17 protein-coding genes, 2 tRNA genes and 1 pseudogene are annotated in these 13,317 nt (G+C 40.4%); 10 read left to right on the top strand and 10 right to left on the bottom strand.

Going from position 1 to position 13,317, the window contains the following annotated elements:
* Positions 1–56 precede the first annotated feature (56 nt).
* Both GO593_RS05050 and GO593_RS05045 read left to right on the top strand, forming a co-directional pair.
* Entirely contained in the window at positions 57–656 is a 600-nt protein-coding gene (locus GO593_RS05050; RefSeq protein WP_000458278.1) for a LysE family translocator, read from the top strand.
* A gap of 45 nt (positions 657–701) precedes the next feature.
* Complete coding sequence (locus GO593_RS05045) at positions 702–944, top strand: hypothetical protein (RefSeq protein WP_000476054.1); 243 nt, start codon at positions 702–704, stop codon at positions 942–944.
* Between the two features lie 178 nt (positions 945–1,122).
* On the opposite strand, the gene aqpZ is transcribed toward GO593_RS05045, so the two are convergent.
* On the bottom strand, positions 1,123–1,812 hold the full coding sequence (gene aqpZ, locus GO593_RS05040; protein WP_001045987.1) for an aquaporin Z: 690 nt from the start codon (positions 1,810–1,812) through the stop codon (positions 1,123–1,125).
* A gap of 132 nt (positions 1,813–1,944) precedes the next feature.
* Positions 1,945–2,949, bottom strand: coding sequence for an AraC family transcriptional regulator (locus GO593_RS05035; RefSeq protein ID WP_001135866.1), 1,005 nt, complete (start codon positions 2,947–2,949; stop codon positions 1,945–1,947).
* Positions 2,950–3,057: 108 nt separating this feature from the next.
* Here GO593_RS05035 and GO593_RS05030 point away from each other — a divergent pair, with 108 nt between their 5' ends.
* Complete coding sequence (locus tag GO593_RS05030) at positions 3,058–3,696, top strand: hypothetical protein (protein ID WP_000911637.1); 639 nt, start codon at positions 3,058–3,060, stop codon at positions 3,694–3,696.
* A gap of 41 nt (positions 3,697–3,737) precedes the next feature.
* Here the strand turns inward: GO593_RS05030 and hisF are convergent, their stop codons facing one another.
* Entirely contained in the window at positions 3,738–4,496 is a 759-nt protein-coding gene (gene hisF, locus GO593_RS05025) for an imidazole glycerol phosphate synthase subunit HisF (RefSeq protein ID WP_000880078.1), read from the bottom strand.
* Positions 4,497–4,608: 112 nt separating this feature from the next.
* On the opposite strand from hisF, the gene GO593_RS05020 reads away from it, so the two are divergent.
* From GO593_RS05020 to GO593_RS05010, 3 genes are read left to right on the top strand one after another with little or no spacing between them, the layout of a single operon-like run.
* Positions 4,609–5,559: a homoserine kinase gene (locus GO593_RS05020; protein WP_000118178.1), complete on the top strand. Its 951-nt coding sequence runs from the start codon at positions 4,609–4,611 to the stop codon at positions 5,557–5,559.
* A gap of 12 nt (positions 5,560–5,571) precedes the next feature.
* On the top strand, positions 5,572–6,201 hold the full coding sequence (locus GO593_RS05015; RefSeq protein ID WP_001205595.1) for a DUF1294 domain-containing protein: 630 nt from the start codon (positions 5,572–5,574) through the stop codon (positions 6,199–6,201).
* Between the two features lie 36 nt (positions 6,202–6,237).
* Entirely contained in the window at positions 6,238–6,633 is a 396-nt protein-coding gene (locus GO593_RS05010) for a DUF4870 family protein (RefSeq protein ID WP_001088855.1), read from the top strand.
* A 32-nt stretch (positions 6,634–6,665) separates the two neighbouring features.
* On the opposite strand, the gene GO593_RS05005 is transcribed toward GO593_RS05010, so the two are convergent.
* A complete protein-coding gene (locus GO593_RS05005; RefSeq protein ID WP_000075494.1) occupies positions 6,666–7,568 on the bottom strand; it encodes a DMT family transporter in 903 nt (300 codons plus the stop codon).
* 98 nt (positions 7,569–7,666) lie between these two features.
* Here GO593_RS05005 and GO593_RS05000 point away from each other — a divergent pair, with 98 nt between their 5' ends.
* Positions 7,667–8,218 (top strand): helix-turn-helix domain-containing protein, encoded by a 552-nt coding sequence (locus tag GO593_RS05000; protein ID WP_000083591.1) that lies wholly within the window; start codon positions 7,667–7,669, stop codon positions 8,216–8,218.
* Between the two features lie 68 nt (positions 8,219–8,286).
* On the opposite strand, the gene hisA is transcribed toward GO593_RS05000, so the two are convergent.
* The 5 genes and pseudogenes from hisA to hisB all read right to left on the bottom strand — a co-directional run bounded on the left by hisA (position 8,287) and on the right by hisB (position 11,752).
* A complete protein-coding gene (gene hisA, locus GO593_RS04995) occupies positions 8,287–9,018 on the bottom strand; it encodes a 1-(5-phosphoribosyl)-5-[(5-phosphoribosylamino)methylideneamino]imidazole-4-carboxamide isomerase (RefSeq protein ID WP_000905538.1) in 732 nt (243 codons plus the stop codon).
* Between the two features lie 94 nt (positions 9,019–9,112).
* Positions 9,113–9,753: pseudogene (locus GO593_RS04990) on the bottom strand (3'-5' exonuclease).
* An 86-nt stretch (positions 9,754–9,839) separates the two neighbouring features.
* Positions 9,840–10,388, bottom strand: a complete 549-nt coding sequence (locus tag GO593_RS04985) for a DUF805 domain-containing protein (protein WP_001087821.1) — start codon at positions 10,386–10,388, stop codon at positions 9,840–9,842.
* Positions 10,389–10,541: 153 nt separating this feature from the next.
* On the bottom strand, positions 10,542–11,159 hold the full coding sequence (gene hisH / locus GO593_RS04980) for an imidazole glycerol phosphate synthase subunit HisH (RefSeq protein ID WP_000196732.1): 618 nt from the start codon (positions 11,157–11,159) through the stop codon (positions 10,542–10,544).
* On the bottom strand, positions 11,159–11,752 hold the full coding sequence (gene hisB / locus GO593_RS04975) for an imidazoleglycerol-phosphate dehydratase HisB (RefSeq protein ID WP_000194096.1): 594 nt from the start codon (positions 11,750–11,752) through the stop codon (positions 11,159–11,161). Before hisB ends, hisH begins: the two co-directional genes overlap by 1 nt.
* A gap of 102 nt (positions 11,753–11,854) precedes the next feature.
* On the opposite strand from hisB, the gene GO593_RS04970 reads away from it, so the two are divergent.
* The 3 genes from GO593_RS04970 (at position 11,855) to GO593_RS04960 (ending at position 12,621) form a co-directional block, all read left to right on the top strand.
* A complete protein-coding gene (locus GO593_RS04970; protein WP_001123235.1) occupies positions 11,855–12,238 on the top strand; it encodes a GNAT family N-acetyltransferase in 384 nt (127 codons plus the stop codon).
* A gap of 105 nt (positions 12,239–12,343) precedes the next feature.
* Positions 12,344–12,419: transfer RNA gene (locus GO593_RS04965), tRNA-Phe, on the top strand.
* A 126-nt stretch (positions 12,420–12,545) separates the two neighbouring features.
* Positions 12,546–12,621: transfer RNA gene (locus GO593_RS04960), tRNA-Phe, on the top strand.
* A gap of 171 nt (positions 12,622–12,792) precedes the next feature.
* Here the strand turns inward: GO593_RS04960 and GO593_RS04955 are convergent.
* Positions 12,793–13,224, bottom strand: coding sequence for a GNAT family acetyltransferase (locus GO593_RS04955; protein ID WP_000469967.1), 432 nt, complete (start codon positions 13,222–13,224; stop codon positions 12,793–12,795).
* Between the last annotated feature and the right edge of the window lie 93 nt (positions 13,225–13,317).

Here is a 13,317-nt window from a genome sequence, read left to right as displayed (position 1 = left end):
AAGATGAACAGACAGATCTGTCTGTTCAACTATTTATTCGAATAAGGATAATAACAATGTTTGCCTCGATGTTTCTTTTTTCCTTTGCAATGTCGATTACACCCGGTCCCGTCAATACAGTTATTTTATCGACCAGCTTAAATCATGGTTTAAAAAGATCACTTCCCTATATTTTAGGTGCCACCATTGGCTTTACCTTACTTTTGATTTTTATGGCTTTTGGCCTTCAAAGTGTATTAACTCAGTTTCCAGTTGTCTTAAAAATTCTTGCAGTTTGTGGAACGCTCTTTGTGTGCTATATCGGCATAAAAATTATTCTTTCTGCTGCCAATATTTCAATTTCAAGTGCACATGTAGAGCACATGCTTATTCCCAATTTTAAAGATGGTTTCTTATTACAGTGGCTTAACCCAAAAGCGTGGTTGGCTTGTGTGTCGGGTATTACCATGTTTACTAGCATTGAAAACCCGCAGTCGTTGCCGATCTTTATTATTATTTATTTCTTCACGTGCTATGCATGCTTGTTCTTTTGGGGACTATGTGGCGATAAATTTTCAGTGGTACTGAATCAGGGCAACCGTTTGAAATATTTTAATATCCTGATGGGCGCTTTCTTAATTTTGTCGGCTCTTTTAATTTTGATTGATTTTTTTTAAATTGGTCGTATTACACTGTGAAGATATAACAACGAGACAACAGCTATGTTTAAGCCATTTGAAAAGGGTACTGAGTCTTCTTCAATTGAAGATTTAACATTAGAAAATGATGTCGATTGCGTGAGCATTTATGGCAATTTGCAAATTACCAAAGACAAAGTCGGGTTAGAGCAGGCAAAGGCATTGCAGAGTTTTTTAAACGATATAGTTGCAGCTTTGGAAAAAGAAGAATTGCCTGAGAAAATTGAACGTCCAGCTGAACAAGAAGTTAATAATCCGTTTTTGTAATAAATATATTTTACTCAATTTGCTATCGCGACGGCGGCACGGATGCCGCCTGTTTCACTGCGTTACATGGAAGTAACGTCAGTGAAACGAATGAGTTTTGTCACTTTTGCTCACTCAAAAGTGAGGCATTACCTATATAACTACAACTTGAGTGACCGTGGTATTTGCGGTTGTGCAGTTAATCCTTATCCCCAGCAACTACCTTATAAATAATTGCCCCAATCACAGCCCCTAAAATCGGCGCTACCCAGAACAACCACAACTGACTTAAAGCAGCCGTTTCAGCAAAGAACGCAACACCTGTACTACGTGCAGGGTTTACCGAAGTGTTCGTAACCGGAATACTGATTAAGTGAATGAGTGTTAAGCCTAAACCAATCGCGATAGGAGCGAAGCCAGCAGGTGCACGGCGGTCAGTTGCCCCTAAAATAATGATTAAGAAGAAAGCAGTAAGAACCACTTCAATAATGAAAGCAGAACCTAAACCAAATTTATTTGGTGATAAGTCACCAAAACCATTGGTTGCAAACCCGCCAACACCACTAAAGCCTGCTTGGCCTTGAGCAATAATATAAAGAACAAATGCAGCAGCAGTCGCACCAACCACTTGCGCAACAATATACGGAATTAAATCTTTAACATCGAAGCGGCCACCGACCCAAAGGCCAACACTTACCGCGGGATTGAAATGTCCACCTGAGATATGCCCTAGAGCATAAGCACCTGTGAGTACGGTTAAACCAAAGGCAAGGGCTACACCTGCAAAGCCAATACCAAGTTCAGGGAAAGCTGCGGCTAAAACTGCGCTACCGCAACCACCAAAGACTAGCCAAAATGTACCTAGGAATTCAGCAAAATATTTATTCATTGTGATTACTCATCTATTGATCTATTTTTTAATTAATGTGAAATACGTCACAAAAAATTAAGCATGTGACTATATGAAATTTTTGTTTTCAGTGTTGTTTTAATCAAGAAAAGATTTGTAAGTTTTGGTTGGTTATTCTTTGTTTAAAAATTGATCTCTCCACTGTTGTGGGGTTTGCTTGGTCCAATGCTTAAATGCTCTTTGAAAGGCACTTTGTTCTGAATAACAAAGTAAAAGCGCAATCTCTTGCAGGCTTAAATGTGGGTCTTTTAAATATTCGGTTGCCAGCATAAAGCGTACTTGTTGAACGCGCTCTTGAAAGGTGGTGCTTTGTTGTTGTAAGTGCCTTTGGAGCTGTCGAACTGATAGGCCTAATTGAGCTGCAATATATTCAATTTGATATTGATTCTTTTGCAGACCAGTCAAAATTGAATGCTGTAAACGCTGATCGAGTTGGGTTGAATTGGGTAACTGTTCTAAAAGTGCTTGGGCCTGCTGAACCAATAGTTGCTGTAATGTGTGGTCTGCGCTGCTAAGCGGTTTATGAATTTCCGTAATTGGAATGAGTAACTCTGTACGGGGCTGGCTAAAACGAACTGGACATTGAAAATACTGCTCATAAACTCTGATATTTTTAGGGGCCACATTTAAGAAACGCACTTCATGTAACTGCACATCTTCATGAGACATAAAAAGACGTAAGAATTGAATCACCAACGCAATCGCGATTTCATCGGTAAGCTGGGTAGGGTGTAACTCTGGTGCCTCCCAACGAATAGAACCATATCTCCCTTGTAGCTCAACCACTAATGGGCTCCCGTCATAAATCAGACGGTGAAAGTCATGGTAACGAATTAAGGCTTCACCTAAGTTATCGCAAGAAAGAGCAAGGTAGGCAATAATGCCTAAATGTTTGGGTTGTACATATTTGGCAATTTCTAGGCCTAATCCCGGCTTTGGATCTAGTTTATAAATCACTTCTAATAGGTCACGCCAAACCACATAGTCAAAGCGTTCCAGATTTTGGATTTGTTCTAATTGTTCAGGAATAGTTAACTCATTGGCTTCGCAATAAGCCTTTAACAGATGCCCCAGTCCTCCATATACCGAGCCTGTATAATTTTTTAGTTGTGGCATCCTTGACACCTCTTTCTTGTCGTGATTTGTCAATGAAACCATAAATTCTGGTCAATACCTAGCATAACGAATTTTATATGCTGAATAAAAAGAAAAAGGAGTAAAGCGATGTTAAAAGGGTTTATTGCCGGAATTGCAGTTGCGAATGCATTTGAATGGGTGGCACACAAATATATTTTGCATGGTGTACACCGTGCCGGACAACCGCGTTATAGCCCAGTACCAAGAAGCATGGAGTCCCATTGGGCACACCATCGTGAAGTCCGTAAACAACAGTTTCATGATGATTGTTATGTTGAGGGCGTTGGAAACTGGCGAACCAAAAATGAGTTAATTTCACTTGCCGTGGTGGCAACCGTTTCAAGTGCAATTTTCTACCCGTTTTCAAAAGGCATGGCACTTGCAGCTTGGTACAGTGCTGGTAATTATTATTATATTCATCGCCGTGCACATTTAGAGCCTGACTGGGCAAAGCGTAAAATTCCGTGGCATTACGACCACCATATGAACTCTAATCAAGATGCTAATTGGTGTGTGACCAAACCTTGGTTTGACTATGTGATGGGAACACGTGTGGTGTCTTCAGCAGATTTAAAAGAACAAAATCCTTTGGGGATACGGTTACCTACTGCGCTTGCTAGGCCACTCTCTCAAGCTGTAGAAAAAATCTTTCCAGCAAAATGGGTCGAGAAAAAAGAACAGCCTAAACTCGTTAGTGATGTAAATGCGATAGAAGGTGCTGCATAAAAAATTAAAGGGGCATCTTGCCCCTTTAAATATAAATAAACTTACAAGCGCATTTCGATACCTTGTTCAGCCAAATATTGTTTAGCTTCTGGAATCGTATATTGGCCAAAGTGGAAAATACTTGCTGCCAATACAGCATCGGCACCACCTTGTAAAATACCATCTGCAAGGTGTTGTAAGTTACCTACACCGCCTGAGGCAATCGTTGGGATGGTAACGCGGTCATTAATGGCACGCATTAACGCAATATCGTAACCTGCTTTAGTACCGTCGGCGTCCATACTGGTAATGAGTAGCTCACCCGCACCATAGTCAGCCATTTTCACAGCCCATTCAATGGCATCAATACCCGTTGGTTTACGGCCACCGTGAGTAAAGATTTCCCATTTGTTGTCACCAGTTTTTTTGGCATCAATCGCAACCACAATACATTGTGCGCCAAAATGCTGAGAAGCTTCTTGAACAAATTCAGGGTTAAATACGGCAGCCGAGTTAATACTCACTTTATCTGCACCTGCATTTAATAACGCACGAATATCTTCAACCTTACGTACACCACCACCGACAGTTAATGGCACAAATACAGTCTCGGCCATACGTTCAACAGTACGGTAAGTGGTATCGCGGCCATGATGTGTAGCGGTAATGTCTAAGAAAGTAATTTCGTCTGCACCTTGTTCGTTATAGCGACGTGCCACTTCAACTGGGTCGCCCGCATCACGAATATCGAGGAATTGAACGCCTTTAACTACGCGTCCGTTATCAACGTCTAGGCAAGGAATAATACGTTTAGCAAGCATAGCTTTTTCCAAAAATAATCGCCGTTGGTGAAAGTTCCTACACAGGCGCTACACCTTCATGGAGGGAAGAGGTATTCTATCAAACTTCACAGATGTTTTTTGCAGGTTTTCCATGTCGGTTTATACCCCGTTGAGTTTAGATGAAGTTCGCACCTTTGCTGCACCTTATGGATTAGAGGTGTTGGAGCTGAACCCAATTCAGGGAGGTATTCAAAACACCAATTATTTTCTGGTTGATGTAAACCGCAAACAATATGTACTCACCGTATTTGAAGAGTTAGATGCACAAGGTGCAGGTGAACTTATTCCTGTACTTGAGCAGTTAGGTACTCATGATGTACCCGTTGCCGTGCCATTAAAGCACAGCGGCCAAGCGGTTCACTTTATTGCGGGTAAGCCTGCACAAATTGCACCACGTTTAATGGGACACCATCCCATGCAAACTACAGTAGCCCAAGTTGCTGCAATTGCAGATGCACAGGCGAAGCTACATGTAGCTTTACAAGATTTTCCGCTTGAACGCGAATATCGCCGTGATCATCAATACTGGACAGGTGTTGCAGAGCAGCTTAAACCAAATATGACTCAAGATGACCAAACGTTACTTGAGCAGGTTTATCAAGCCTTTAATGCGAAAACAGCGCAGTATTCAAATCGACCGACAGGTTTTATTCACTCAGATTTGTTCCGTGACAATACTTTGTTTGAAGGCGAGCAACTACAAGGTATTTTAGATTTTTACGAGTTAAATCAAGATGAGTTGCTTTTTGATATTGCGATTACCATTAATGATTTTTGTACCGAATATCCAGCAGCGCATTTAAACTCAGACAAAGTAGACGCTTATTTAGAGGCATACCAAAAAATTCGTGCGCTGACTTCAGATGAACTTGAATGTTTAGATGTATTCTTGGCAATGGCGGCTTGCCGTTTTTGGTCAATGCGTTTACAAGTTGCTAAAAAAAATAAAGAAGAAGGACGTACCGGCGATGACATCTTGCAAAAAGACCCGCAAGAAATGCGAGCAATGATGCAAGACCGTTTAAGCCATGTAAAAGCATAAAAGGGAATAAAGATGCGAGATCAGGGGCGTTTAGTCGAATGGTTCGACGAAAAGGGTTATGGCTTTATTCAGCCGGATGATGCTGAAAAAGAGCGAGTCTTTTTGCATATCAAAGATTTTGCACGCCCCGGACCTCGGCCAATTATTGGTTGTGCACTGGAATATCTGGTAATCCTTGATGAACGAGGCCGTTTTCGTGCTCAGCAGGTCACTTATTTAAAGGCATCTCAAACTCGAAAAGCATCCAAGCCTGCAAAAACACAATCTTCTTTTCAGGCGAGCCCATGGTCTGCTATGCAAATGGGAATTGTGTTTTATTTCGTTTTAATGTGCATTATGAGTTTTATTCATATTTTGCCAGCTTATACCTTATTGTTTGTCTTAATGATGAATGTCTTAAGTTATTGGCTATATTCACAAGATAAAGAAGCAGCGCAATTGGGCAATCGCCGTGTTCCTGAGCAGACTTTGCACATTGTCAGTTTCTTAGGAGGCTGGCCAGCTGCGTGGTGGGCACAACAAAAACTGAGACATAAAACACAAAAACAACCATTTCGTAAGATTTATTTTTGTACCATATTCTTTCATTTACTTTTGATTTTGTGGCTAATTTCTCCTTTAAACGTTTTGCGGGGATCATAAAAGTAAATTGTTTTATTAAACTTGAGAGGTATAAAAATGAATAGTTCTATCGACCAAGATCCAAATCGTACTTTAACACTTATTTTATATGTACTTTATATTGTTGCCATTTTTACAGGCGGCTTACTTGCGATTATTGCTTTAATTATTAACTATGTAAAACGCTCAGATGTACAGGGTTCAATTTTTGCGAGCCACTTTACATGGCAAATCAGAACATTCTGGTGGTACTTGGCTTGGAATATTATTGCCTTTTTGCCATTTATTTTCTTGTTCTTCACGGGTGAAAATACCGATCTGTTTGCAGGTGTTGCTATCTCATCGACTGTGTTCTGTGTGGGTGTTATCGCAGCAGCATGGATCTGGATTGTATATCGTGCAATTCGCGGTTTGATTGCGTTAAATGATAACCGTCCGATGTATCAACCTTAATAAATAAAAAAGAGAGCGTTAAGCTCTCTTTTTTATTCTCGGACTCTTTTGTTTTTCTTAATCGGCAGCTTAATTTTTAACTCACTGACTAAAACACCTAACACCACTAAAGCACCCCCAAAAAGGGCAATAACTGGTAAACGCTCACCTGCAATTCGACCAATAATGCCTGCCCAAACAGGTTCTCCTGCATAGATAATTGCAGCACGCGAAGGGTCAACCACACGTTGAGCCCAGTTCATTACAAATTGAATGAGTGCACTTGCTAAGCCTAATGCAACAGCAATGAGTACTAGAGGCCATGAAAATGCTGGAATTGTATGTTCACCTACTATAGGCATAATAGCAAAAGAAAGTAGAGAGGCGACACCAAGTTGAATAATGGTGACGCGACGCAAATTTACCTTTCCAGCAAAGTAGCTAATAAAAATAATTTCTAAGGCAATCGCAATGGCGCCGAGCACTGTTAAAAGCTGTCCAAAACTCAAAGAAATTTGCTTAAAACCATTACCCGTCAATAAAACAAGGCCAGTAAAAGCAAGAGCTGCTCCCACCCAAGTCATGATATGTGGAGTTTTTCTAAATATGAGCCACATTAAAATAGGAACAAGCGGAACATACAGCGCCGTTAAAAAAGCTGATTCACTACTCGGAATAGTTTGCAGGCCGATTGTCTGCGTGCCATAGCCAGCCGCAATCACAAGACCAATTACACTGCCAGCGCCCAAGTCTTTTAATGTAACGCCTTTCATGCTCTTTAATGAAATAAGTAATAGCGTTAAGGCAGCTACGGCAAAACGGCAGCCGACAAAAAACATAGGTGATGAAAAATTCAGTGCGTACTGCACAGTAAGAAATGTTCCACCCCAAATGACCGTAATCAAAATGAGAGCTAATTGAGGAACTTTGCTTGAACTCAGATAAGTTGGTGACATACTCAAACTAAAGGGAATTGTGCAATATACTGCACATATTGCGCTATTCTTCTGTTTTGTGCAATATATTGCTCAAATTTTCTTTATTCATCTATTTTATGAGCCAGTCGAGTAGCGTTTTACAACATGTAGGCACAAATATCCGTTCATTAAGAGATGAGCACAGTTTAAGCCAACAGGACTTGGCTGATCGGGCAGGTGTAAGTAGACGTACCATTGCTGCTTTGGAAACAGGCCAAGTCAACATTAGCTTAGCTAAACTCGATGCGATTGCGGCAGTGTTGGGAGTAGATTTTAGAACAATTGTGAGTGCGCCTGAGCATAAAGAACATGCCTTAGTAAATGCACTCGCTTGGCAAGGTGAAAAGGAAGAAAGCAAGGCAACTTTTCTTGCTTCAGTTCCTTCCCGTTCTCAAATTGAACTTTGGACATGGTCTTTGGCTGTTGGGGAGTCTTATGTTGCTGAAGCCGATGCCGAAGGATGGCAAGAACTGATTTATGTGTTAGAAGGCGAATTGACTATACAATTTACAGACAGCTCAAGAACCATTGCGGCTGGTTCATCTTTTATTTTTGCCAGTTCAGTGACTTATACATATATCAATAGCGGTAGCCAAGTACTTAAATTTATTCGTAATGTGGTGTATTGATTCGAAATATATTTTCATATCAGCAATAAAAAAGAGCCTAATCAGGCTCTTTTTTACATCTTAAAAAATTAAAGACGGTTTTCATCTAACAAAAGCTGAGCTTCACGAAGGTTTAAAGTACCTTCATAAATTGCACGGCCTGTGATTGCACCTAAAATGCCCGGTTGGCCTTTTAAGTTACGAACGTCATCAAGGTTGGTTACACCACCTGAAGCAATGACTGGTAAGCCTGAGTATTGAGCCAAGTTTACAGTTTGCTCAACATTTACACCTTGCATCATGCCGTCACGCGCAATGTCTGTATAAACAATGCTAGACACTCCTGCATCTGCAAAGCGTTTTGCTAAATCAGTTGCTTTCACGTCGGTAACGTTTGCCCAGCCGTCAGTTGCAACCATACCATTCATGGCATCAATACCAACAATGATGTGGCCTGCAAAGCGTTTACATGCTTCTTCTACAAATTCAGGCTCTTGAACGGCTTTAGTACCGATAATGACAAACGTCACACCAGCTTCTAAATAGTGTTCAATGGTTTCTAATGAGCGGATACCGCCACCAATTTGAATTGGTAATTCTGGCTGAGCTTTTGCAATTGCTTCAACAACAGGTTTATGAATAGGCGTACCTGCGAAAGCACCATTCAAATCGACCAAATGCAAACGTCGTGCGCCTTCATTTACCCAATGCTGGGCAGTTGCAACCGGATCGTCAGAGAAAACGGTATCGTCTTCCATACGCCCTTGTTTTAAACGCACACATTTACCATCTTTCAGGTCAATTGCTGGAATGATTAGCATGCTTTCGCTCCTTGCTTCATCATGTTTATGAAATTGTGCACATCTTAGCAAAGTATTGATCAATCGCTAAGCCTTAGAAAAGACTTTTATAACTTTACCCTTGAAGTGCGGTTTGAATTTTTCAGAAATATGTATTGGTAATACCTTTCGTTTTTTAAGCTCGAGAAATACCAATAGGGCAGCATAGGCGTCAGCAGCTGCATAACTGATTTGTTGTGAAGTAAGCGGTTTTCGCGCCCAATTTGAAGTTCCGACTTTCTTCGACTTGGCAAGATACTGACCAAGTAATAGTGCTACGGCTTTTTGTAAACCCATTTGTTGTTTAAAACCAAAGTGGCTAAAACCTTTAGCAAGGTCAACGCAGCTTTCAAGTTCTATGCCTTTTTTGTGAAAAATATGCTTATCATTTTTAAGCCCAAAGCCGACTTTAATTTGTTTTGGATTAGACAAAATGGGCTGTAAAAATTTTAAAGTCGATGAATTGACATGAAATAAATAGGCTTTGTGTTCTGTAGCCAGCTGAATCAAATGTGGGCCAGTTGATACTTCACCTACCTGAAAAGTAGGTTTAGATTCAGAATCAAATCCTAAAAAGGTCGCTGCCCTTAATTCTTCTTCAATAGTTTTGCATTGCTCGCTATTTTCAATCACCACAATATTTTGATAGTTAAGATTTTCAAAAGGAGGGAGCTGCTGAATAGAAGTTTTATCAAGAAGGGCAGAGGCTTCAGACATATTTAACAGCGTACAAATGAATAGGGCTATTCACTTTATATATGAATAAAGCCTAGAGAACTAGGCTTTATGTACATCTTTAAAAATTATTCAGACTGAGATGGGCTACCAATTACAATACTTTCGCTTTTCTCGACATAACCTTCATAGGTTGGAGCCATAATTACGGCAATAACACCAAAAATTAATGCAAGCGGGATAAGCACAATATAAATCCAGCCTAAAACACGCTCCCAGCTTGGCGTTGGACGCTTAGGTCCATAATCATTAGGACCTTCAGTTCCTTTTGCACAGAATAAATAAATGGCAAGGCCAATATTCACGACTGGTACTAGCATCAGTAAAGAGAGCCACCCTGTATTATTGCGGTCATGCAAACGGCGGATAGTAAATACGAAGTTAATATAAATACCGACTATATAAAGAATTGCTATACAGATTAAGCCAGGCGTAGAAAAGTCTGGGGCACCTTCAGGGTTTGTAAAACCAAAAGTAAACATAATAAGTAGAATGGCGGTAACAAGGACTAGCGTAAATAAGAATGTCCAAGCTGCATAAGAGAGTCGTCCAAAACGACCATTTGCCTTAAACGGTGAATCTTGTTGAAGTGGTTGATTTTCAAAAGGTGAATTCATTGTGTTTATCCTAATCATTTGATTTTATTTAAAAGTATGAATATTCAATATTTTGTTGAATAAAATATCATTATATAAATGATTGGTTATTATTATAAATAAAAAAACAGATCAGGCTATCTTGACCTGATCTGTTTTAGTTTTTGAATTGAATTAAATATTCCATTCCACAAAGTTTTTCAGTAACTGCAAACCAGCAGTGTGACTTTTCTCTGGGTGGAATTGAGTCGCGAATAAATTATCTTTGTGAATTGCTGTGCAGAAGTTCACGCCATACTCACATGTTGCAGCCACAAGATTTTCATCTTTAGGTTCAACATAGTAGCTGTGTACAAAGTAGAAGCGGGCATCTTGTTCAATGTTGTTCCACATCGGGTGACTTGGGTCCATTTGATGAACTTGGTTCCAGCCCATGTGTGGGACTTTTAAACCTTCCATTTGAGGAAAGTGTTTTACTACCCCGTCAAAAATACCTAAGGCATCTACACCGCCGTTTTCTTCTGAGCTTTGTAGTAGTGCCTGCATGCCTACGCAAATTGCAAGAACAGGCTTATTAAAAGCTGCTTTGCGTACAACTTCATCAATACCTGCTTCACGCATGCCTTGCATACAGTCACGCATTGCCCCAACACCCGGGAAAACAATTTTGTCGGCTTGTGCAATTAATTTTGGATCATTTGTCACATCGACGGTTGCACCTACATATTCAAGTGCTTTAGCGGCTGAGTGCAGATTACCCATGCCATAATCAAGCAATGCGATACGTGTCATTAGAGGCTACCTTTTGTCGATGCAATCGTGTTTTCAGCACGTGGATCAATTTCACATGCCATACGTAAAGCACGTGCTAGTGCTTTAAATACACTCTCGATTTGATGGTGGCTATTTTTACCTTTCAAGTTATCGATGTGTAAGGTCATAAGCGCATGGTTTACGAAACCTTGGAAAAACTCGGAAAATAAATCTACGTCAAAGGTACCAATGCGCGCGCGAGTAAATGGAATATCCATAAATAAACCCGGACGACCAGACAAATCTACAACCACACGAGATAAAGCTTCGTCTAATGGCGCGTAAAAATGCCCATAACGACGTAAACCTTTTTTATCACCTAAAGCTTGTGCAAAAGCTTGTCCAAGCGTGATACCGCAGTCTTCTACGGTATGGTGATCATCAATCTCTAAGTCTCCATCACAATGAATATCGATATCAAATAAGCCATGTCGCTTGATTTGATCAATCATATGGTCTAAAAATGGAACTCCGGTGTTTAGTGTGCCTTGACCAGTACCATCGAGATTTAAACGAACTCGAATTTTGGTTTCATTGGTATTTCTAACCACTTCACTGATACGTTGCGTCATGGACACGTTCCTCAAAAAACGTCAAAAATGATTGGATGTTAACGACAATTTCGCTGTGACGAATTCGTGACAGCATCATAGTTTGCTCAGGAGGGTTAATCAATGCCTATTACCGTACATGCTTATAGTTCTCTAGATAATTCAGAGATCCGCGATCAGCTTGAGCGACTGTATGACACAAGTCCGGAGTTTGGTGACGGGCACGATGCGATTGAACAACTTGAACAAGATTTACAACAGTATACCACGCTATACACTGCCGAATTTAACACCAAAATTATAGGTGCAATCTGGTGTTCAGGACAAGGTGAAAGCAAGGTGCTTGAATATATAGTTGTACACCCTGCAAATCGTGGACGCGGAGTAGCAGAGCGACTAGTTGAAGAAGCTTGTCGTATAGAAGAAGCAAAAGGCGTTAAAATTTTTGAGCCAGGTTGTGGTGCAATTCATCGCTGCTTAGCTCATATTGGTAAATTGCACAGTTAAAAACTTATTTTTGAGGCACTTGTGATTTAAAATTAAACACTTGTTACAAAAAATGCGGAAGTTGCTTGACGTCCTCCTATAAACATTGTTTAATACGCCCACTTCGGCGTGATAGCTCAGTTGGTAGAGCAACGGATTGAAAATCCGTGTGTCCCCAGTTCGATCCTGGGTCTCGCCACCATTATTTGTGTTTTCAATCCCTGATCCCATCAGGGATTTTTTTTGAGTATAAAAAATACTCATTTAAATCAAAAACTCAGGATAATTGTTGACTATTGTTCTGAGATACGGCTTAATACAGGCCATCGGCGTGATAGCTCAGTTGGTAGAGCAACGGATTGAAAATCCGTGTGTCCCCAGTTCGATCCTGGGTCTCGCCACCATATTCGAAAAAGCCCCATACTTTAAGTATGGGGCTTTTTTCATGCCTATTTATTTGATACGTGAGTAGAATGACTTCACCTGTGTATAACCCTCATTTTATCCACAAGTAAAGTGAGTTATCCCAAGGTCTGGCTTTATTTCCTAAAGGCTCTTCATTTGAAAAGGCGCCTTTAGTCATGAGGGTTGTCACTAATAAGACGTTTTCCTAAACATACCGCTTCTACTTCGTCATAGCCCAGCTGCTCGTAAAAATTCAATACATTCAGATTATCTTTACGCACTAATAATTGTAATTTGGGGCAGCCACGCGCCATAAGCCGCTTCTCAAGCTGTTGAACAAGCGCTGTGGCTATTCCTAGGCGTTGTTGATGGGGGTGAACAGCCAGATAATTAATCCAGCCTCTATGGCCGTCGTAGCCGCCCATAAGCGTGCCAATCAGTTGCTCATCCTTAATAGCAACGAGGAATAAATCATCCTGCTGCGAAACTTTCCTGAAAATATCCGTTTCAGGGTTATTCCAAGGGCGAGTTAGGCCACAGCTTTCCCATAAATTGACCACATCATCCAGATCTGCATTTGTAAATTGGCGAATAATGAACATATGGATTTCTACTTTTTGTTTTGATGTATTGAAAAGATAAAATAAAAATTCGAACTTGAGCAGTAGTTTGTGAATAATTTACACAAATAAAAA

It is taken from the genome of Acinetobacter baumannii, assembly GCF_009759685.1.
Taxonomy (GTDB): domain Bacteria; phylum Pseudomonadota; class Gammaproteobacteria; order Pseudomonadales; family Moraxellaceae; genus Acinetobacter; species Acinetobacter baumannii.
The sequence above is the reverse complement of the archived record's forward strand: the minus strand, read 5'-3'. Positions and strand labels throughout refer to the sequence as shown.